18 protein-coding genes and 1 tRNA gene are annotated in these 18,634 nt (G+C 67.6%); 6 read left to right on the forward strand and 13 right to left on the reverse strand.

What is annotated here, in order from left to right:
• Positions 1 to 11 precede the first annotated feature (11 nt).
• From dapE to VPA02S_RS29590, 5 genes are all read left to right on the forward strand, one after another.
• Positions 12 to 1,187 carry a succinyl-diaminopimelate desuccinylase gene (gene dapE / locus VPA02S_RS29570; protein ID WP_062367030.1) on the forward strand — a complete coding sequence of 392 codons (1,176 nt, stop codon included), beginning with the start codon at positions 12 to 14 and terminating at the stop codon, positions 1,185 to 1,187.
• Between the two features lie 61 nt (positions 1,188 to 1,248).
• Complete coding sequence (gene prmB, locus VPA02S_RS29575) at positions 1,249 to 2,130, forward strand: 50S ribosomal protein L3 N(5)-glutamine methyltransferase (RefSeq protein ID WP_062367033.1); 882 nt, start codon at positions 1,249 to 1,251, stop codon at positions 2,128 to 2,130.
• 142 nt (positions 2,131 to 2,272) lie between these two features.
• Positions 2,273 to 4,225, forward strand: coding sequence for an ABC-F family ATP-binding cassette domain-containing protein (locus tag VPA02S_RS29580; RefSeq protein ID WP_062367035.1), 1,953 nt, complete (start codon positions 2,273 to 2,275; stop codon positions 4,223 to 4,225).
• Positions 4,226 to 4,250: 25 nt separating this feature from the next.
• Complete coding sequence (locus VPA02S_RS29585) at positions 4,251 to 4,754, forward strand: hypothetical protein (protein ID WP_012747818.1); 504 nt, start codon at positions 4,251 to 4,253, stop codon at positions 4,752 to 4,754.
• A 390-nt stretch (positions 4,755 to 5,144) separates the two neighbouring features.
• Positions 5,145 to 5,861 (forward strand): helix-turn-helix domain-containing protein, encoded by a 717-nt coding sequence (locus VPA02S_RS29590; RefSeq protein ID WP_081247643.1) that lies wholly within the window; start codon positions 5,145 to 5,147, stop codon positions 5,859 to 5,861.
• Positions 5,862 to 6,091: 230 nt separating this feature from the next.
• Here the strand turns inward: VPA02S_RS29590 and VPA02S_RS29595 are convergent.
• The 5 genes from VPA02S_RS29595 to tolB all read right to left on the reverse strand — a co-directional run bounded on the left by VPA02S_RS29595 (position 6,092) and on the right by tolB (position 9,610).
• Positions 6,092 to 6,167, reverse strand: a tRNA-Lys gene (locus tag VPA02S_RS29595).
• Between the two features lie 61 nt (positions 6,168 to 6,228).
• Positions 6,229 to 7,023: a tRNA threonylcarbamoyladenosine dehydratase gene (locus tag VPA02S_RS29600; RefSeq protein ID WP_244883815.1), complete on the reverse strand. Its 795-nt coding sequence runs from the start codon at positions 7,021 to 7,023 to the stop codon at positions 6,229 to 6,231.
• A 67-nt stretch (positions 7,024 to 7,090) separates the two neighbouring features.
• Complete coding sequence (gene ybgF, locus VPA02S_RS29605; RefSeq protein ID WP_062367040.1) at positions 7,091 to 7,840, reverse strand: tol-pal system protein YbgF; 750 nt, start codon at positions 7,838 to 7,840, stop codon at positions 7,091 to 7,093.
• Complete coding sequence (pal, locus tag VPA02S_RS29610) at positions 7,840 to 8,358, reverse strand: peptidoglycan-associated lipoprotein Pal (RefSeq protein WP_012747800.1); 519 nt, start codon at positions 8,356 to 8,358, stop codon at positions 7,840 to 7,842. The genes ybgF and pal overlap by 1 nt, the downstream gene beginning before the upstream one ends.
• A gap of 25 nt (positions 8,359 to 8,383) precedes the next feature.
• Positions 8,384 to 9,610, reverse strand: a complete 1,227-nt coding sequence (gene tolB, locus VPA02S_RS29615; protein ID WP_062367041.1) for a Tol-Pal system beta propeller repeat protein TolB — start codon at positions 9,608 to 9,610, stop codon at positions 8,384 to 8,386.
• A 251-nt stretch (positions 9,611 to 9,861) separates the two neighbouring features.
• On the opposite strand from tolB, the gene msbA reads away from it, so the two are divergent.
• Positions 9,862 to 11,646: a lipid A export permease/ATP-binding protein MsbA gene (msbA, locus tag VPA02S_RS29620; RefSeq protein ID WP_062367043.1), complete on the forward strand. Its 1,785-nt coding sequence runs from the start codon at positions 9,862 to 9,864 to the stop codon at positions 11,644 to 11,646.
• A 7-nt stretch (positions 11,647 to 11,653) separates the two neighbouring features.
• Here msbA and rng read toward each other — a convergent pair whose 3' ends face one another.
• The 8 genes from rng to VPA02S_RS29660 are packed head-to-tail and all read right to left on the reverse strand — an operon-like array spanning position 11,654 to position 18,523.
• Entirely contained in the window at positions 11,654 to 13,180 is a 1,527-nt protein-coding gene (gene rng / locus VPA02S_RS29625; RefSeq protein ID WP_012747797.1) for a ribonuclease G, read from the reverse strand.
• A 6-nt stretch (positions 13,181 to 13,186) separates the two neighbouring features.
• The gene (locus VPA02S_RS29630) at positions 13,187 to 13,792 is read right to left on the reverse strand and encodes a Maf family protein (protein WP_062367045.1); all 606 of its coding nucleotides are present in this window, start codon (positions 13,790 to 13,792) and stop codon (positions 13,187 to 13,189) included.
• The gene (gene rlmH, locus VPA02S_RS29635; RefSeq protein WP_062367047.1) at positions 13,789 to 14,256 is read right to left on the reverse strand and encodes a 23S rRNA (pseudouridine(1915)-N(3))-methyltransferase RlmH; all 468 of its coding nucleotides are present in this window, start codon (positions 14,254 to 14,256) and stop codon (positions 13,789 to 13,791) included. Before rlmH ends, VPA02S_RS29630 begins: the two co-directional genes overlap by 4 nt.
• Positions 14,253 to 14,918 carry a ribosome silencing factor gene (gene rsfS, locus VPA02S_RS29640; protein WP_062367049.1) on the reverse strand — a complete coding sequence of 222 codons (666 nt, stop codon included), beginning with the start codon at positions 14,916 to 14,918 and terminating at the stop codon, positions 14,253 to 14,255. Before rsfS ends, rlmH begins: the two co-directional genes overlap by 4 nt.
• Positions 14,918 to 15,547, reverse strand: a complete 630-nt coding sequence (nadD, locus tag VPA02S_RS29645; protein ID WP_062367051.1) for a nicotinate (nicotinamide) nucleotide adenylyltransferase — start codon at positions 15,545 to 15,547, stop codon at positions 14,918 to 14,920. Before nadD ends, rsfS begins: the two co-directional genes overlap by 1 nt.
• Positions 15,544 to 16,461 carry an oxygen-dependent coproporphyrinogen oxidase gene (hemF, locus tag VPA02S_RS29650; RefSeq protein ID WP_062367054.1) on the reverse strand — a complete coding sequence of 306 codons (918 nt, stop codon included), beginning with the start codon at positions 16,459 to 16,461 and terminating at the stop codon, positions 15,544 to 15,546. Before hemF ends, nadD begins: the two co-directional genes overlap by 4 nt.
• Positions 16,461 to 17,759 (reverse strand): phosphoribosylamine--glycine ligase, encoded by a 1,299-nt coding sequence (purD, locus tag VPA02S_RS29655; protein WP_012747791.1) that lies wholly within the window; start codon positions 17,757 to 17,759, stop codon positions 16,461 to 16,463. The genes hemF and purD overlap by 1 nt, the downstream gene beginning before the upstream one ends.
• Positions 17,760 to 17,797: 38 nt before the next feature.
• Positions 17,798 to 18,523 (reverse strand): YebC/PmpR family DNA-binding transcriptional regulator, encoded by a 726-nt coding sequence (locus VPA02S_RS29660; protein ID WP_012747790.1) that lies wholly within the window; start codon positions 18,521 to 18,523, stop codon positions 17,798 to 17,800.
• Positions 18,524 to 18,634 lie beyond the last annotated feature (111 nt).

Genomic DNA, 18,634 nt, shown 5'->3' on the forward strand with positions numbered 1-18,634 from the left:
GCCTTTCCCCGATGTCCCGTACCCTCCAGCTCGCCGAACAACTCATCTCGCGCCCCTCGGTCACCCCCGACGATGCGGGCTGCCAACAGATCCTCGGCGAACGGCTGGCACGGCTGGGCTTCACGCTCGAAACCATCGAAAGCGGCCCGGCCGATTTTCGCGTGACCAACCTGTGGGCGGTGCGCCGCCCGGCCGGCACCGCGCCGACCAAGACGCTGGTGTTCGCGGGCCACACCGACGTGGTGCCCACGGGGCCGGTCGAGCAGTGGACCAGCCATCCGTTCACGCCCACCCACCGCGGCGGCAAGCTCTATGGCCGCGGCGCGTGCGACATGAAGACATCGGTCGCGGCCTTCGTGGTCTCCATCGAGGAATTCCTTGCGGCCACGCCCGATCCCAGGCTCACGCTCGCGCTCCTGCTCACCAGCGACGAGGAAGGCCCGGGCGTCGATGGCACGGTCATCGTCTGCAACGCGCTGGCCGCGCGTGGCGAAACCATCGACTACTGCATCGTCGGCGAGCCCACGGCCGTCGAGCGCTGCGGCGACATGATCAAGAACGGCCGCCGCGGCACCATGAGCGGCAAGCTCACCGTGCATGGCGTGCAGGGCCACATCGCCTACCCGCACCTCGCGAAGAACCCGGTGCATGCCGTGGCGCCCGCGCTGGCGGAGCTGGTGGCCATCAACGCCGCGGGCGGCTGGGACGCGGGCAATGCGTACTTCCAGCCCACCAGCTGGCAGATCAGCAACTTTCACTCGGGCACCGGCGCAAGCAACGTGATCCCGGGCAGCGCGGTCATCGACTTCAATTTCCGCTTCTCGACCGAATCGACGCCCGAGTCCTTGCAGCAGCGCGTGCATGCGGTGCTCGATGCACACGGCGTGGACTGCACGCTCGCCTGGACCATCGGCGGCCTGCCCTTTCTCACGACGCCGGGCGAACTCGTCAGCGCGGTGCAGACGGCCATTGCCGACGAAACCGGCATCGCCACCGAGCTCTCGACCAGCGGCGGCACCAGCGATGCACGCTTCATCGCCAAGATCTGCAAGCAGGTGGTCGAGCTCGGCCCGGTCAATGCCAGCATCCACAAGATCGACGAGCACATCGACGTGGCCGAGATCGAGACGCTGAAGAACATCTACAAGCGCACGCTGGAGCGCCTCGAAGCGTCGCTCATCCAATGAGCGCCGCGCCGGGCCGCCCCAAGCAAGCTCGCACCGCAGCGCGAAGCGCGGAGGTCATCCAATGAGCACTGTCATCGAGCTGATCGAGGCCGGCGCCAAGCGGCTGGAAGAGGCCGGGGTCGCCTTCGGCCACGGCACCGCCAACGCCTTCGACGAAGCCGCATGGCTGGTGCTGTGGCGCCTGAAGCTGCCGCTGGACGACATCGACGCGGTGGCCGACAAGGCCGTCTCGCCGGCCGATGCCGGCAAGGTCGCGGCGCTGCTCGACGAACGCATCGCCACGCGCAAGCCCGCCGCCTATCTCACCAAGGAGGCGTGGCTGCAGGGCGTGCCCTTCTACGTGGACGAGCGCGCCATCGTGCCGCGCAGCTTCGTCGCCGAGCTGATCGCCGACGGCAGCATCGACTACTGGCTCGGCGAGCACACGCAGCGCGTGCTCGACCTGTGCACGGGCAACGGCAGCCTGGCAGTGCTCGCGGCCATGACCTATCCGGACATCACGGTCGATGCCGCCGACCTGTCGGTCGAGGCGCTCGAGGTGGCAGCTATCAACGTCACGCGGCACCAGCTCGATGCGCGCATCAAGCTCGTCGAATCCGACGGCCTCGCCAGCCTGCCCGGTCCCTACGACCTGGTGCTGTGCAACCCGCCCTACGTGAACAGCGCAAGCATGGCCGCCCTGCCCGCCGAATACCGCGCCGAGCCCGAACTGGCGCTGGCCGGCGGCGCCGACGGAATGGACTTCGTGCGCCAGCTGTTCGCCGACGCGCCTTCGCGCATGAGCGAAGAGGCCGTGCTGGTGCTGGAGATCGGCAACGAGCGCGAATACTTCGAGGCCGCCTTCCCGCAGCTCGAAGTCGTGTGGCTGGAAACCTCCGCGGGCGAGGACCAGGTCCTGCTCGTGACCCGAGCCGCGCTGCTGGCCGGCGCCGGCGTGCGTTAGCTGCATCCGCTCACGCCCTTTCCGCCGTTTTCCCGCAGCCCGGCTGCGGCCCTCCTTTTTTGGGTGGTGTCCTCCCCATTTGCCCCTTCGCGCCAGGCCGCCACAGGCCGGGCGGGATAATCGCCCCTACGGTTCCTATTTCATGATTACTCTCAAAAACGTCATTCTTCGCCGCAGCGCCAAGGTTCTGCTCGACGGCGCCACCGTCACCATCAATCCCGGTGAGAAGGTCGGCCTCGTCGGGCGCAATGGCGCCGGCAAGTCGACCCTGTTCGCGCTCTTCAACGGTTCGCTGCACGAGGACGGCGGCGACTTCTACGTGCCCAAGCAGTGGCGCATGGCGCAGGTGGCGCAGGACATGCCCGAAACCGAGGAGTCGGCCACCGACTTCGTGGTGGGCGGCGACACCCGGCTGACCGAGCTGCGCGCCACGCTGGCGGCCATCGAGGCCGCCTACGAAGCCAACCCCGACGACGCCGACATCGGCATGGAACTGGCCCACGCCTACACCGACCTGGCCGACGCCGGCGAGCACGACGCCGTGCCGCGTGCACAGGCGCTGGTGCTCGGGCTGGGCTTCAAGTCGCACGAGCTCGACGAGCCCGTCAACAGCTTCTCGGGCGGCTGGCGCATGCGCCTGCAGCTGGCCCGCGCGCTGATGTGCCCGAGCGACCTGCTGCTGCTCGACGAACCCACCAACCACCTGGACCTGGACGCGCTCGTCTGGCTCGAAGCCTGGCTGCAGAAGTACGCCGGCACCATGATCGTCATCAGCCACGACCGCGAGTTCCTCGACGCCGTGACCGACGTCACGCTGCACATCGCCAACGCGCAGCTCACGCGCTATGGCGGCAACTACAGCAAGTTCGAGGACATGCGCGCGTTGCAGATGGAGCAGCAGCAGGTGGCCTTCTCCAAGCAGCAGGACAAGATCGCCCACCTGCAGAAGTTCATCGACCGCTTCAAGGCCAAGGCCAGCAAGGCCAAGCAGGCGCAAAGCCGGGTCAAGGCGCTGGAGCGCATGGAAAGGGTCGCGCCGCTCTTGGCCGAGGCCGACTTCACCTTCGAGTTCAAGGAGCCGGGCAACATCCCCAACCCGATGCTCTCGATCAGCAATGCGAGCTTCGGCTATGAGATCGAGGGCGAAGAGCCCAAGACCATCCTGCGCGGCGTCAGCCGCTCGGTGCTCGCGGGCCAGCGCATCGGCATCCTGGGCGCCAACGGCCAGGGCAAGTCGACCCTGGTGAAGACCATTGCGCGCGAAATGGGCGCGCTGGCCGGCCAGGTCACCGAGGGCAAGGGCCTCAACATCGGCTACTTCGCGCAGCAGGAACTCGACGTGCTGCGCCCGCAGGACAACCCGCTCGAGCACATGGTGCGCATGGCGCGCGAACTGGGCAGCGCCGTCAAGGAAAGCACCGGCGAGCAGGCGCTGCGCGGCTTCCTCGGCAGCTTCAACTTCAGCGGCGACATGGTGAAGCAGCCCGTGGGCACCATGAGCGGCGGCGAGAAGGCGCGCCTGGTGCTCGCGATGATGGTCTGGCAGCGCCCCAACCTGCTGCTGCTGGACGAACCCACCAACCACCTGGACCTGGCCACGCGCGAGGCGCTGGCCGTGGCGCTCAACGAATTCGAAGGCACGCTGATGCTGGTGAGCCACGACCGCGCGCTGCTGCGCTCGGTGTGCGACGAGTTCTGGCTCGTGGGCCGCGGCGTGGTCGCCGATTTCGATGGCGACCTCGACGACTACCAGCGCTACCTGCTCGACGAAGCCAAGCGGCTGCGCGAGGAAGCCAAGGTGGCCGTGCGCGAAGCCGCCAGCGCGGCCGCCCCGGCGCCCAAACAGGACGCCCAGGACCGCCAGCAGCGCAGCGACCAGGCCAAGCCGATCAAGCGCGAGATCGCGCAGATCGACGAACGGCTGGCCGCGGCCGGCACCGAACGCACCGCGCTCGAGGCGCGCCTGGCGCAGCCGTTGCCGCCAGCCGAGATTGCCGAGGCGGGCAAGCGGCTGAAAGCCCTCAACGACGAAATCGGCCGACTCGAAGAGCGCTGGCTGGCCCTGTCGGACCAGCTCGAGGCGCTCGCGGCCTGAGCTCTCTGCCAAGGAGACGCCCTGCATGCCGTCCGCCATCGAACTGGCCCGTGGTGACGAAAAGCTGATCGCGGCCATCCACCGCAGCCGCCGCCTGATCGGCCGCAAGGCGCTGATGGCCGCGGCCGCCAGCGCCGTGCCCCTGCCGGGCATCGACTGGGCGGCCGATGCGGCCCTGCTCTCGCGCCTGGTGCCGCAGATCAGCGCCGAGTTCGGCCTGTCGGTCACCCAGGTCGAAAAGCTCGCGCCGCACCAGCGCGAACGCATCCAGAAGGCCGCCACGACCGTTGGTGCGCTGCTGGTTGGCCGGCTTGTCACGCGCGACCTGCTGATCAAGCTCGCGCGGCACGCGGGCGTGAAGCTCACGGCCAAGCAGGCCGCCAAGTACGTGCCGATTGCCGGGCAGATCGTCTCCGCTGCGCTCGGCTACGCCGCCTTGCGCGCCCTGGGCGAGCAGCACATCAAGGATTGCGTGCGCGTGAGCGCGACGCTTTCCTTACCGCCTCCCGGACCGCACGCGCCCGCCTGAAGGCGCTGTCGTCGAACAGCGCGGTCCCGATCCACCCCGCGGCAACGAGGCCGGCGATCCCCAAGCCGGCCAGGCCATCGTCCTGCGAACGAAACCCATGGAAAAGAGCCGCGGCGGACAGCAGCGCCAACAGCACGCACAGCGCGCGGTCCAGCCACAGGCCCGGCGTCAGGAGCCTGCGCACCGCTCAGCTCAACAGATGAATACGGGCTGAGCGCGGCGCCGCATCGCATGCGCGATGGCTTCGCTCTTCGCTTCGATTGGCTTGTTTGTGCTTCGGCCTCACGGCTTTGGGCGCCAGCACCAACTTGCGTGGTTTCATGGCAAATACTCCCTTTCAACTATTCTAGAGTCCAAAGTGAATATTCGCCTGCGCTTAAATCGGCGCCCATGGAGACTATTGCAGCGCGCGCATTGGCAGCGCGCAAATACGCCGGAATGACTCAGAAGCAAGCCGAAGCGGCTTCAGGCGTCAAGCAATCCAACATCTCGAAAATAGAACGCGGCGACACCGGCCGCTCGATGGCCCTGCTCGCGCTGGCACGCGCCTACCGCGTGGACCCCAACTGGCTCGACACCGGCGATGGCCCCGCGCCATGGGACGTGCCCCAGCCAGGCACGGCGCGCGACAACGCCAGCGAACCTCCGGGCGCCTACCGGGTCACGCGCACGCCGCCGTCGGGCCCCTCCTTCAATCCCGGCACGCCCGGCACCGTGCCCCTGATCGCGTGGACGCAGGTCGCCTCATGGAAGGGCGCCGCGCAAGGAACGATCCAGGCCGAGCGCTGGCTTCCCTGCGTTGCGCATCACAGCCCCGGCAACACCTACGCGCTGCGCGTGCGCGGCGACAGCATGACCGCACCGAGCGGCCACCTGAAGAGCTATCCCGCAGAGTCGATCATCTTCGTCGACACGCAGCGCACGACGCCCGAAGACGGCGAGCGCATCATCGCCAGGCTCGACGCGAGCAACGAAGTCACCTTCAAGGTCTTCAAGCAGGAAGACGGCCGCCGCTGGCTGCTGCCGCTGAATCCGAAGCACGAGCCGATCCGAAGCGCCTTCACGGTGCTCGGCACCGTGGTGGGCAAGTGGGAAGACGAGGACTGACCGAGCCTTGCATGGCGCGCGTGTTCAAGGCACGCGCCCAGGTCAGGTTGCGTGCAGGTTGGGGGGACATAGTGAAGGCTCTCCTGTGGCCTGCAATCCTCTGATCCTCCCTCCTCCAGCAGGCCATCTTCCAGCCCGCCCTCGCGCGGGCTGTTTTTTTTGCTGATGCGATCTGTGCGATCCGCGGGCAATAAAAAAGCCGCTCGGTGGAGCGGCTTCTTGGAGGGGTCTGGTAGGACGTACTGGATTCGAACCAGTGACCAACGGATTAAAAGTCCGCTGCTCTACCAACTGAGCTAACGTCCCGGAACCAATTTCTTCTTTTTCGGTTTTTCTTCACCGGCGTTGAATCCGGCAAAGCCAAAGATTATAGCGTGGCGTTGCTCGCAATCTTGTCGAGAACCCAACCTGCTGCACATTGGCCGAATGTCGCGGTCACGCTCACCACCGAACCATAGCCATGACAGTTGAGCGAACCGTCGCCTTCTTCGATGGCGCAGGAGGCATCGGGTGGTGCGACGCTCTCGCGGCTGAAGACGCAGGCCACGCCGATCTTGCGGCCCTCGCGCGGAGCGCCATGCTCCTTGCGAAGGCGCTGGCGAAGCTGGGCCAGCAGCGGGTCGTGCGTGACGAGCGCGAGATCGTCGATGTCGACCTTGTGCGCCTGCCGCTTGCCGCCGGCGGCGCCCACGGTCACGAAGGCGCTGCGCGACGCGCGCGCCCACGCGGCCATCGCGAGCTTGGCCTTGACCTGGTCGCAGGCATCGATGACGGCCGTCGCGGGCCCATTGGCCGCCTGCGCCGCATCGAGCAGTGCCGTCCAGTTGCCCGGCTCGACGAATTCATCGAGCGCGAGCACCTGGCAGCCGGGATTGATCTGCGCAATGCGGTCGCGCATGGCCTCGACCTTGGCCTGACCCACGGTCGCATCGAGCGCGTGGATCTGCCGGTTGATGTTCGACTCCGAGACGTGGTCGAGATCGATCAGCGTGAGCCGCCCGACGCCGCTGCGCGCCAGCGCCTCGACCGCCCACGAGCCCACGCCGCCGATGCCGGCGACGAGCACGTGGGCGTTGCGGATGCGCGCGGCACCGGCCACGCCGTACAGGCGCTCGAGGCCGCCGAAGCGGCGCGCGAAGTCGGGCGCCGCGGTGTCGGTCACGACACCCGCGGCGGCGATCGACGCATCGGGAAGGATGGCTGCGCTCAAGCGGAGGGCTTCGCCGTTGCTAGCGCAGGCGCGAGAGACGCTCGCGGCCGGCCTGGGCGGCTTCGGATTGCGGATAGGCCTTGGTCAGGTCTTCCAGCGTGCGGCGCGCGGCGCGCGTGTCCTTCAGCTCGATCTGGCAGTTGGCGATCGACAGCACGGCCTCGGGAGCCTTGGCGTGGTCGGGCGCAAGCGACAGCATGGAGCGGAAGTTCGCGATGGCCTCGTTGTAGTTGCGCGTGGCGTACTGCGCATTGCCGAGCCAGAACAGCGCCGAGGCGTTGTAGCCGCTTTGCGGGTAGCGCTTGACGAATTCGGCAAACGCGGTTTGCGCCTGCGCGAACTGGCCCGCACGGAAGATGCCGAGCGCGGCGTCGAAGTCGGCCTTTTCCTTGGGATCGGCGGTGAACTCGCGGCCGTCGACCGAAACCTTCGTCGGCTCGTTCTGCTTGAGCCGGTCGTCGATGGTGGCCTGGCGCGACTGCATCTCGCCGACTGTGCGCTGCAGCTGCTCGTTCTGGCCGGTCATGCGCGCGAGATCGCCCCGCATCTGCTCGATCTGGTTCTGCAGGTCGAGCAGGCTGCGGCGCAGCTGGCCGTTTTCGTCGGTCAGCCGCTGGTCGGTCTGCTGGCGCATGGCCTCCACCCGCTGGCGCAGGTCGAGGATGGCGCGGCGTGCCTCGTCATCCTCGAACAACGCGGCCTGCGAGCCGGCCGAAACGCAAAGCAAGGCGGCAGCCAGCGCCGCGCCTCGCAACAGGGCGTGTTGCATCACCGGGTGTAGCGGATTTCAGCGCGGCGGTTCTGTGCCCAGGCTTCTTCGCCCGAGCCCTGGACCGCGGGCTTTTCCTTACCGAAGCTCACGGCTTCGATCTGGGCGTCGCTCACGCCCAAGAGCGTCAGCGCGCGGCGAACGGCCTCGGAGCGCTTCTGGCCGAGTGCAAGGTTGTACTCGCGGCCGCCACGGTCGTCGGTGTGGCCTTCGATGGAAACGCGGCGCTGCGGGTTGGCCTTGAGGAAACGGGCGTGGCCGTCGATCAGGGACTGGAACTCGGGCTTGACCGTGTAGCTGTCGTAGTCGAAATAGACGATCCGTTCGATACCGACCGGCCCTTGAGCGGTACCGGCATTGGGATCGATGGTGACGGGCGCCACGGCGCTCGCGCTGCCCTGCTGGCCGCCGGCGGTGCCGGAGCGGTCGGTCACCGGGGTGTCGTTGAGCTTGGTGCCCGACGAGCAACCGGCAATCAGAGCCACGATGGCCAGCGAATAAATCGTACGTTTCAACATTGGGTACTCCTCAAATAAACCTTGGTCATTGCTTTTGAAACGGACCCCAGTCCGGTTCTCTTATGTCTCCGCCCTGTCCCGCCAGACGTGCCTTTATTTTTCCATCCAGCGTGGTCGTCATGAGCGCTTCGCGGCCTTGCAGGTGCGTTGCGTAGACGATCAGCTTGCTGTTGGGGGCAAAACTCGGGCTCTCGTCTGCCGAGGTGTCGGTGATGGCCGAGACATTGCCGGTGGCCAACTCCATCACATGGAGTTTGAAGGCACCGCCAACGCGGGAGATGTAGGCCAACCACCGGCCATCGCCGCTGACAGAAGGAGAAATGTTGTAGGTGCCGCTGAAGGTGACGCGCGTCGGCGCACCGCCGCTGGCGCTCATCTTGTAGATCTGCGGCGCACCGCCGCGATCGCTCACGAAGTAGATCGTGCTGCCGTCGGCCGAGTAGACGGGCTCGGTGTCGATGCTGGCGCTCTGGGTCAGGCGGCGCGGCTCGCCGCCGGCCGCCGGAATGGTGTAGAGCTGGGAGCCGCCGTCGCGGCTGAGCGTGACGGCCAGCGAGCCGCCATCGGGCGCCCATGCCGGCGCGCTGTTGGAACCGCGGAAGTTGGCCAAGAGGCGGCGCTGCCCGCTCGCCACGTTGTGCACGTACACCACCGGCTTGCGCGACTCGAAGGACACGTACGCCAGCTGTTGCCCGTTGGACGACCAGACCGGCGAGATGATGGGTTCGGGGCTGGCGAGCGCGGCCTGCGCGTTCTCGCCGTCGGCATCCGCCACCCACAGCGAATAGCGGCTGCCGCCCTTGGTCACGTAGGCGATGCGGGTCGAGAAGATGCCCTTGTCGCCGGTCAGCTTTTCATAGACGTAGTCGGCAATGCGGTGCGACGCGAGCCGCAGGTCGCCTTGCGGAACGGTGTAGCTCTGGCCGCCGAGGTCTTGTCCGCGCACCACGTCCCAGAGCCGGAAGCGCACGTCGAAGCGGCCATCGGCCAGGCGCGTGACGCTGCCCACCACGAGCGAATCGGCCGTGCGCTGGCGCCACAGGGCGAGGTCGGGGCGCGAGGCTTCGTCCAGCGCCTGGCCCGAAGCATCGACGCCGCGGAACTGGCCGCTGCGCTCCAGGTCGGCCTGCACGATCTCGGAGATCTTCTGCGGCGAGGCGTCCTGCCCCTTGAAGGGAACCAGCGCAATGGGCAGCTGCGTGAGTCCGACGCCCGACACCTCGACCCGGAACTGGGCGAGCGCGGGCAGCATGGGAGTTGCAGCAAGAGCCGCAATCAAGGCGCGGCGTGCAAAAAACGATGAAGAAGGAGTTGGAATGGAAACTGGCAACGGCTTGTTCATGCGGTTCGGAGATGTTTCGGGTCAAAAAGTTCTACCCGGTGCGACGGGCCACATGTTACACACTGGTTCGATCGTGCCGTCACAAAACGTGTATCGGGCGATGTGGTCCTACAGCGCGGCCCTCCAAGGGCCCTGCGGTGGGCCCCGTAGAATCCGCCGCCATGCAAGCATCCCCCGGCAGTGAGACCGCACGCCCTCCCCTGACACGCCGGCTGGCGCGACTCATGACTTGGTTCGGCGGCTCGCGCCACTGGTGGGCCGTCGGGCTCATCGGCGCCCTGCTGGCGGCCGTCACCGAACCCTTGATGGCGGCCTTGCTGAAGCCGCTGCTCGACCGCGGCTTCAACCGCGGCCAGCTCGCGCTGTGGATCGTGCCGGCGGCCGTGCTGCTGCTGTTCGCGGTGCGCGGCATCGCGCAGTTCATTTCCCAATATGCGCTCTCGCGCATCGCCAACGAAGGCATGCAGCGGCTGCGCCGCGTGCTGTTCCAGCGCCTGCTGGCGGCCGAGCTGGCGCTGTTCTCGCGCCAGTCGGCCAGCGCGCTTTCCAACACCGTGGTGTACGAGGTGCAGACCGGCTCCATGCTGCTGGTGCAGGCCCTGCTCGGGCTCTCGCGCGACGGCTTCACGCTGGTGGCGCTGCTCGCCTACCTGGTCTATCTGAACTGGAAGCTCACGCTCATCGTCGCCTTCCTGGTGCCGAGCATCTCGTGGATCATGAAGGTGTTCTCCAAGCGCCTGTACCGCCTGACGCAGCAGGGCCAGCAGGCCACCGACGAGCTCGCCTACGTGGTGGAAGAGAACGTGCTCGCGCACCGCATGGTGCGGCTGCACGGGGCCGAGGCGGCGCAGGGCGAGCGCTTCGAACAGCTGAGCCAGCGCCTGAACCGCCTGGCCGTGAAATCGACCATTGCGCAGGCCGCCACCACGCCGCTCACGCAGATGATGGCCGCGCTTGCACTGTCGGTGGTGGTGATGATCGCGCTCTGGCAGAGCGGCGAACAGGGCCTGACCGTGGGCGGCTTCGTCGCCTACATCACGGCCATGCTGATGCTGATCGCGCCGATCCGCCGGCTGGCCGACATGGCCGCACCCATCACGCGCGGCCTTGCGGCGCTCGAACGCGGCCTGGTGCTGATCGACGAAGTAGCGCCAGAGCCGCAGGGCAGTTTCGCCATCGACCATGCGCAAGGCCGCATCGAGCTGCGCGAGGCCAGGGTCAGCTACCGCGGCGAGGACGAAGCCCGCGCGCTCGACGGCGTGAGCCTGACGATCGAGCCGGGCCAGGTGGTGGCCTTCGTCGGCCCTTCGGGTTCCGGCAAGACCACGCTGGTCAACCTGCTGCCGCGCTTCGTGCTGCCGAGCGGCGGCCAGGTGCTGCTCGACGGGCACGACACCAGCGAATGGGAACTCAAGAGCCTGCGCGCGCAGTTCGCGATGGTGAGCCAGGACGTGGTGATGCTCAACGACACGCTGGCCGCCAACGTGGCGCTGGGCGCCGCGGTCGATCGCGGGCGCGTGCAGCAGTGCATAGAAGCCGCCAACCTCGCCTCCCACGTCGAAAGCCTGCCGCAGGGCATCGACACGGTGCTCGGCCACAACGCCACGCAGCTTTCCGGCGGCCAGCGCCAGCGCCTGGCCATTGCACGCGCGCTCTACAAGAACGCGCCCATACTGCTGCTCGACGAGGCCACCTCGGCCCTCGACACCGAATCTGAGCGGCTGGTGCAGGACGCCCTGCAGCGCCTGATGCAGAACCGCACCACGCTGATCGTCGCCCACCGGCTCTCGACCATCCAGCATGCCGACCGCATCATCGTGATGGAACAGGGCCGCATCGCCGAGCAAGGCAGCCACGCGCAGCTGATGGCGCTGGACGGGCTCTATGCCCGGCTGCAGACGCTGGCGGTGCGCAGCGCCACGCCGGGGCAGGACCCGACGCTCTGACGCGCCTTCAGAGCAGCACGATGTCGTACTGGCCCTGCCCGATCGCGGGCTCGGACTGCAGCGAGATCGGCTTGCCGATGAAGTCGCTCAGCCCCGCGAGATGCTGGCTTTCCTCGTCGAGGAACAGCTCGATCACCTGCGGCGACGACACGATGCGGAACTCGCGCGGCGTGAACTGCCGCGCTTCGCGCAGGATCTCGCGCATGGCGTCGTAGGCCACGCTGCGCGCCGTCTTCACGATGCCCTGCCCGCCGCAGGCCGCGCATGGCTCGCACAGCATGTGGGCCAGCGATTCGCGCGTGCGCTTGCGCGTCATCTCGACCAGGCCGAGCTGCGAGAAACCGCCCGCCGTGGTCTTGACGCGGTCGCGCGCGAGCTGCTTGCGGAACTCGGCCAGCACCTGCTCGCGATGGTCGTCGCGCCCCATGTCGATGAAGTCGACGATGATGATGCCGCCCAGGTTGCGCAGCCGCAGCTGGCGCGCAATGGCCTGCGCCGCCTCGAGGTTGGTCTTGAAGATGGTGTCGTCGAAATTGCGCGCGCCCACGAAGCCGCCGGTGTTCACGTCCACCGTGGTGAGCGCCTCGGTCTGGTCGACCACGAGGTAGCCGCCCGACTTGAGTTCGACGCGTCGGCCCAGCGCCTTGGCGATTTCCTCGTCGACCGAATACAGGTCGAAGATCGGCCGCTCGCCCTTGTAGTGCTGCAGCTTGCCGGCCGCCTGCGGCATGTATTCGAGCCCGAACTTGAGCAGCGCCTCGAACTGCTCGCGCGAATCGATGCGGATGGTCTGCGTGTCTTCGCTGGTCATGTCGCGCAGCACGCGCTGCAGCAGGCTCAGGTCCTGGTGCAGCAGCGACATCGGGGGCATTTTGCTCGACGCCTCGCGGATGCGCGACCAGGTCTTGCGCAGGTAGGCGATGTCTTCGGCCAGCTCGGCGTCGGACGAATCTTCGCCGTTGGTGCGCAGGATGAAGCCACCGGTGTTGGCAGGCACCACGCCGCCGCTGTCGGCCGCCGCCGCGGCCTCGATCAGCGCGAGCATGCGCGTGCGCAAGGATTCGCGCTGGTCCGAAGGGATCTTCTGCGAAACGCCGATGTGGTTGTCCTGCGGCAAGAACACCAGCAGCCGGCCGGCAATGCTGATCTGCGTGGAGAGCCGCGCGCCCTTGGTGCCGATCGGGTCCTTGATCACCTGCACCAGCAGCGACTGGCCTTCGAACACCTGCTTCTCGATGGGCACCATCGGCCCGCCGTTGCGGTGGTCGCGCTCGGGGGCCGGTGCACTGGGCCGCGAGCCCGGCGTGAACGGCGCCACGATGTCCGCCACGTGCAGGAAGGCCGTGCGCTCGAGGCCGACGTCGATGAAGGCCGACTGCATGCCCGGCAGCACGCGCGACACCTTGCCAAGGTAGATGTTGCCGACCAGCCCGCGCTCCAGCGTGCGTTCGACGTGCAGCTCTTGCACCGCGCCGTGCTCGACCAGCGCCACACGGGTCTCCTGCGGGGACCAGTTGATCAGGATGTCTTGCATGAGGTCTTAAATAATGAAACCGGCGCGGCGAAGAAGCTGCGCGGTCTCGAACATCGGGAGTCCCATGATGCCCGAATAGGACCCGCTGATGTGCTCGATGTATGCGGCCGCCGCACCCTGGATCGCATAGGCGCCGGCCTTGCCGAGCGGCTCGCCGCTGGCGGCATAGCGCGCGATCTGCTTGCGGGTCATGGCGGCGAAGCGCACGCGCGACACGCTGAGCGCCGCATGGCGCCGGCGCCCATGCTGCAGCGCCACGGCCGTCAGCACGCGGTGCGTGGCACCCGACAAGAGCGCGAGCATGCGCTCGGCATCGCGCGCATCCTCGGGCTTGCCGAGGATGGTGCGGCCGAGGGCCACGGTGGTGTCGGCGCAAAGCACCGGTGCATCGGCGAGTCCGAGGCGCTGGCGCCGCGCGACCGCCGCATCGAGCTTCAGGCCCGTCACGCGCTGCACGTAGGCGGTCGGCGATTCACCGGGCAGCACCGCTTCGAGCGATTCGGCGTCTTCGTCGGCACCGGCCAGCAGCAGTTCGTGGCGGACGCCGAACTGGCCGAGCAACTGGGCGCGGCGCGGGCTCTGCGATGCAAGATAGATGAAGCCGGTGCTCATTCCCGGTGGTACGGATGGCCCGCGTTGACCGACCAGGCCCGGTACAGCTGCTCCACGAGCAGCACGCGCGCCATCGCATGCGGCAGGGTCAGGTCGGACAGGCGGATGCGTTCGTGGGCTGCGGCCTTGAAGGCGGGGTCGAGGCCGTCGGGGCCGCCGATCACCAGGGCCACGTCGTCGCCCTCGCCTTGCCAGGCCTGCAGGCGCGCGGCCAGGGCCTTGGTGGTGAGTGCGGTGCCGCGCTCGTCGAGCGCGACGATGCGCATGCCCTTGGCAATGGCACCCTCGATGCGTTCGCGCTCGGCCGCATAGAGCGTCTCGAGCGACTTGGAGCCGCGGGGTTCGGTCTTGACGGCGCGCAGTTCGAGCTTGAGCTCGGGCGGGAAGCGCTTGGCGTAGTCGTCCCAGGCAGTCTGCGCCCAGTCGGGCATGCGCTGCCCGACGGCGACCACCAGCAGCTTCATGCGCGGCGGGCAGGCGCCTTCTTGGCCGGCGCCTTCTTTGCCGCAGGTTTCTTGGCGGCGGGTTTGCCGACCACCTTGACCGGCACGCGCGCGGTCGTGGTCTTGCGGGCCGGCGCCTTCTTGGCAGCGGTCTTCTTTGCCGGGCTCCGGCTGGCCTTCTCGGCCTTGGCTTCCTGCTCGGCCGCGCGGATGGCGGTCTTGGCCGCGCTCGCGCGCCGCAGGTTGGGCATCTTGGCCGCGACCGGCTTCTTCTCCTCGATCACCTTGGAGGCGGTGGCAAGGGCCGGCTTGGTGCCGCCGAGCTTGGCGCGCACCGGCTTGTCGCCCCAGATCTCCTCGAGGTGGTAGTACTGGCGGATGGCCGGCTGCATGATGTGCGCGACGGCGGCGCCGCAGTCCACGATGATCCACTCGCCGTTGTCCTCGCCCTCGATGCGCGGCTTGCCGAAGCCGGCTTCGCGCACGGCATCGCGCACGCTGGCGGCCAGCGCCTTGGTCTGCCGGTTGGAGGTGCCCGAAGCCACGATCACGCGCTCGAACAGCGGTGAGAGATGCTCGGTATCGAAAACCTGGATGTCCTGCGCCTTGACGTCTTCGAGACCATCGATGATGGCTCGCTGGAGTTTCTGGGTGTCTTTCTTGGCGGCGGCTTCAGTGGTCATCAGGCAGGGCGGTAAAGGTGGTGTTGGTCAATATAGCGTGCAACGGCGGACGGAACCAGCGAGGAAATGTCCTCGCCAAGCGCCGCACGCCGCCGGATGTCGGTGGCGCTGGTGTCCATGGCCGGCAATTCGAGCGCCTCGAAACGCGCGCCAGCCGGCAGGCCGGGCAGCATCTTCGGATCAAAACGAGCAGTGCCGCCCGTCGATAATGCGCGATACGCTACAGAAACAATAGCAATGCCGAGTATAGCCTGCCAGCCGTGCCATGTCGGCAATGCGCCGGCCTGGTCGGCGCCCATAATCAGAACGAGCTGGGCGCCGGGCTGTTCCTGCTGCAATTCATGCAGGGTGTCGAGCGTGTAGGTGGGGCCGTCGCGCAACACTTCGCGGCTGTCGATGACGACCGTGCCCTTCAATCCGCCGAAAGCCAGGCGGGCCATTGCCAGGCGATCTTCCTTCGGCGTCAGCGCCCTGCTCTTGTGCCAGGCCTGGCCCGTGGGAACAACGTGCAATTCGGCGAGGTCGAGCTGCGCCAATGCGGCCTCGGCCAGCGCGACATGGGCGTTGTGCGGCGGATCGAAGGCGCCGCCGAAGATGCCGATGCGCGGGGCCGTGCCGGAAGGATTCACAACCAGTCGCGCCGCACGATGAAGTCGCTGTACAGCGCGGCTTCGGGGCTGCCCGGCTCCGGCTGCTGCTGATAGGCCCAGCTGGCCAGCGGCGGCATCGACAGCAGGATCGATTCGGTGCGCCCGCCCGACTGCAGCCCGAAGTGCGTGCCGCGGTCCCACACGAGGTTGAACTCCACGTAGCGCCCGCGCCGGTACAGCTGGAACGCCCGCTCGCGCTCGCCCCAGGGCATGGCGCGGCGCCGCTCGATGATGGGCAGGTAGGCCGGCAGGAAGGCATTGCCCACCGAGCGCAGCAAGGCAAAGCCGTTGTCGAATCCGCCTTCGGCGAAGTCGTCGAAGAAGATGCCGCCGATGCCGCGCTGCTCGTTGCGGTGCTTGAGGAAGAAATACTCGTCGCACCAGGTCTTGAAGCGCGGGTACTTGTCTTCGCCGAAGGCGGCCAGCGCATCGCGGCACACGGTGTGGAAGTGAACCGCGTCGTCCTCGAAGCCATAGCAGGGCGTGAGGTCCATGCCGCCGCCGAACCAGCACACCGGGTCCTTGCCCTCGGGCAGCGCGGCCAGCATGCGCACGTTCATGTGGACGATGGGCACGTAGGGACTGCGCGGATGGAACACCAGCGAAACGCCCATGGCCTCGAAGGGCGCGCCCGCGAGCTCGGGCCGGTTCTGCGTGGCCGAAGGCGGCAGCCTGGGGCCGCGCACCTGCGAGAAGCCGCAGCCCGCGCGCTCGAACAGCGCGCCGCCTTCCAGAATGCAGGTGAGGCCGCTGCCCTGCAGCGCCTCGCCGGGCTCCTTTTGCCAGGCATCGCGCACGCAGGTACCGCCATCGGCCGCCTCGACGGCCGCGACGATCTCCTGCTGCAGCTTGCGCAGGTAGTCGCCGACCGCTGCCGGGTTGGTCTGTTGCATCAGGCGTGCGGGGTGTTGCGCGCGTGGACCGCGCGGTGTCCGATGTCCTTGCGGTATTGCGCGCCGTCGAAGCCGATGCGCGCGGCAACCTCGTAGGCCCGCTGCTGCGCGAGCTTCACGCTGTCGGCCAGCACGGTCACGCACAGCACGCGGCCGCCGCTGGTCTTGAGCTCGCCGTCCTGCTGGGTGGTGCCCGCGTGGAACACCACGGCATCGGGCGCCTCGGGCGGAATGCCGGTGATGCGGTCGCCCTTGCGCGGCGAGAGCGGATAGCCGTGCGCCGCCATCACCACGCCCAGTGCCACGCGCCGGTCCCACTGCAGCTCGACCTGGTCGAGCGTGCCGTCGGTGGCATGCCAGAACACCTCGAACAGGTCGGACTTGAGCCGCATCATGATCGGCTGCGTCTCGGGGTCGCCCATGCGGCAGTTGAACTCGAGCGTCTTGGGATGGCCGGTGGCGTCGATCATGAGGCCGGCGTAGAGGAAGCCGGTGTACGGGATGCCGTCCTTTTCCATGCCGCGGATGGTCGGCAGGATGATTTCGCGCATTGCGCGCGCATGCACCTCGGCCGTGACCACGGGCGCGGGCGAGTAGGCGCCCATGCCGCCGGTGTTGGGGCCTTCGTCGTTGTCGAGCAGGCGCTTGTGGTCCTGGCTGGTGGCCAGCGCGGTCACGTTCTTGCCGTCGCACAGCACGATGAAGCTGGCTTCCTCGCCCTGCAGGAATTCCTCGATGACGACGCGCGCGCCGCCGTCGTTGTGCGAGACGCCGAACTTGTTGTCGACCAGCATGAAGTCGACCGCCTCGTGCGCCTCCTGCGCGGTCATGGCCACCACCACGCCCTTGCCGGCGGCCAGGCCGTCGGCCTTGACGACGATCGGCGCGCCCTTGGCGTCGATGTAGGCGTGCGCCGCCGCGGCATCGGTGAAGGCCTCGTACTCGGCGGTGGGAATCTTGTGGCGCTTCATGAAGGCCTTGGAGAAGGCCTTGGAGCTCTCGAGCTGCGCGGCGGCCTGCGTGGGGCCGAAGATGCGCAGGCCGTGCGCGCGGAATTCGTCGACCACGCCCGCTGCCAGCGGCGCCTCGGGGCCGACGACGGTGAGCGCGATCTTTTCCTTGGCAGCCCACTCGCGCAGCGCGGCGGGCTCGGTGATGTCGATGCAGTCGTAGCGCTCGTCGCTCACGGTGCCGCCGTTGCCCGGCGCCACGTACACGCGGCTGACCCGGCTGGCCTGCGCCAGCCGCCACGCCAGTGCGTGCTCCCGGCCCCCTCCTCCAATTACCAGTACCTTCATTCGTGGGCCTTCTTCATTCGCTGTGGATCAATGTTCATTCATTCGGAGAGCGCGGCGTTGTGATAGACCTCCTGGACGTCGTCCAGGTCTTCGAGCACATCGAGCAGCTTCTGCATCCTGGCTGCGTCCTCGCCGGTCAGTTCGATCGTGTTTTCGGCGCGCATGGTGACCTCGGCCACCTCGGGCTTGAGGCCGGCGGCTTCGAGCGCATTCTTGACGGCTTCGAAGTCAGCGACGGCGGTGATCACCTCGATGGCGCCGTCGTCGTCGGTGACCACGTCCTCGGCGCCGGCTTCGAGCGCGGCTTCCATCACCTTGTCTTCATTGGTGCCTGGCGCGAAGATGATCTGGCCGCAGTGCTTGAACTGGAAGGCGACCGAGCCTTCGGTGCCCATGTTGCCGCCATGCTTGGAGAAGGCGTGGCGCACTTCGGCCACGGTGCGCACGCGGTTGTCGGTCATGGTGTCGACGATGATCGCCGCGCCGCCGATGCCGTACCCTTCGTAACGAATTTCTTCGTAATTGACGCCTTCGAGGTTGCCGGTGGCCTTGTCGATGTTGCGCTTGACGGTGTCGATCGGCAGGTTGACCGCCTTGGCCTTCTCGACCGCCAGCCGCAGCCGCGGGTTGGCGCTGAGGTCGCCCCCGCCGGCGCGGGCAGCCACGGTGATTTCACGGATGGCGCGGGTCCAGAGCTTGCCGCGCTTCTCGTCCTGGCGGCCCTTGCGGTGCTGAATGTTCGCCCATTTGCTGTGTCCGGCCATGGCTTTCTATCTCGCTGTCTTGTGTTTTCAAAAGCAAGCTCCGAGTTTACTGTCCGGCGCGCACAACGGCCGGCGCGCCAGCGCCAAAGCGGCAAGGTCTTTTGGTGATAA

The sequence above is a fragment of the Variovorax paradoxus NBRC 15149 genome, from assembly GCF_001591365.1.
In the GTDB taxonomy this organism is placed as follows: Bacteria; Pseudomonadota; Gammaproteobacteria; order Burkholderiales; family Burkholderiaceae_C; genus Variovorax; species Variovorax paradoxus.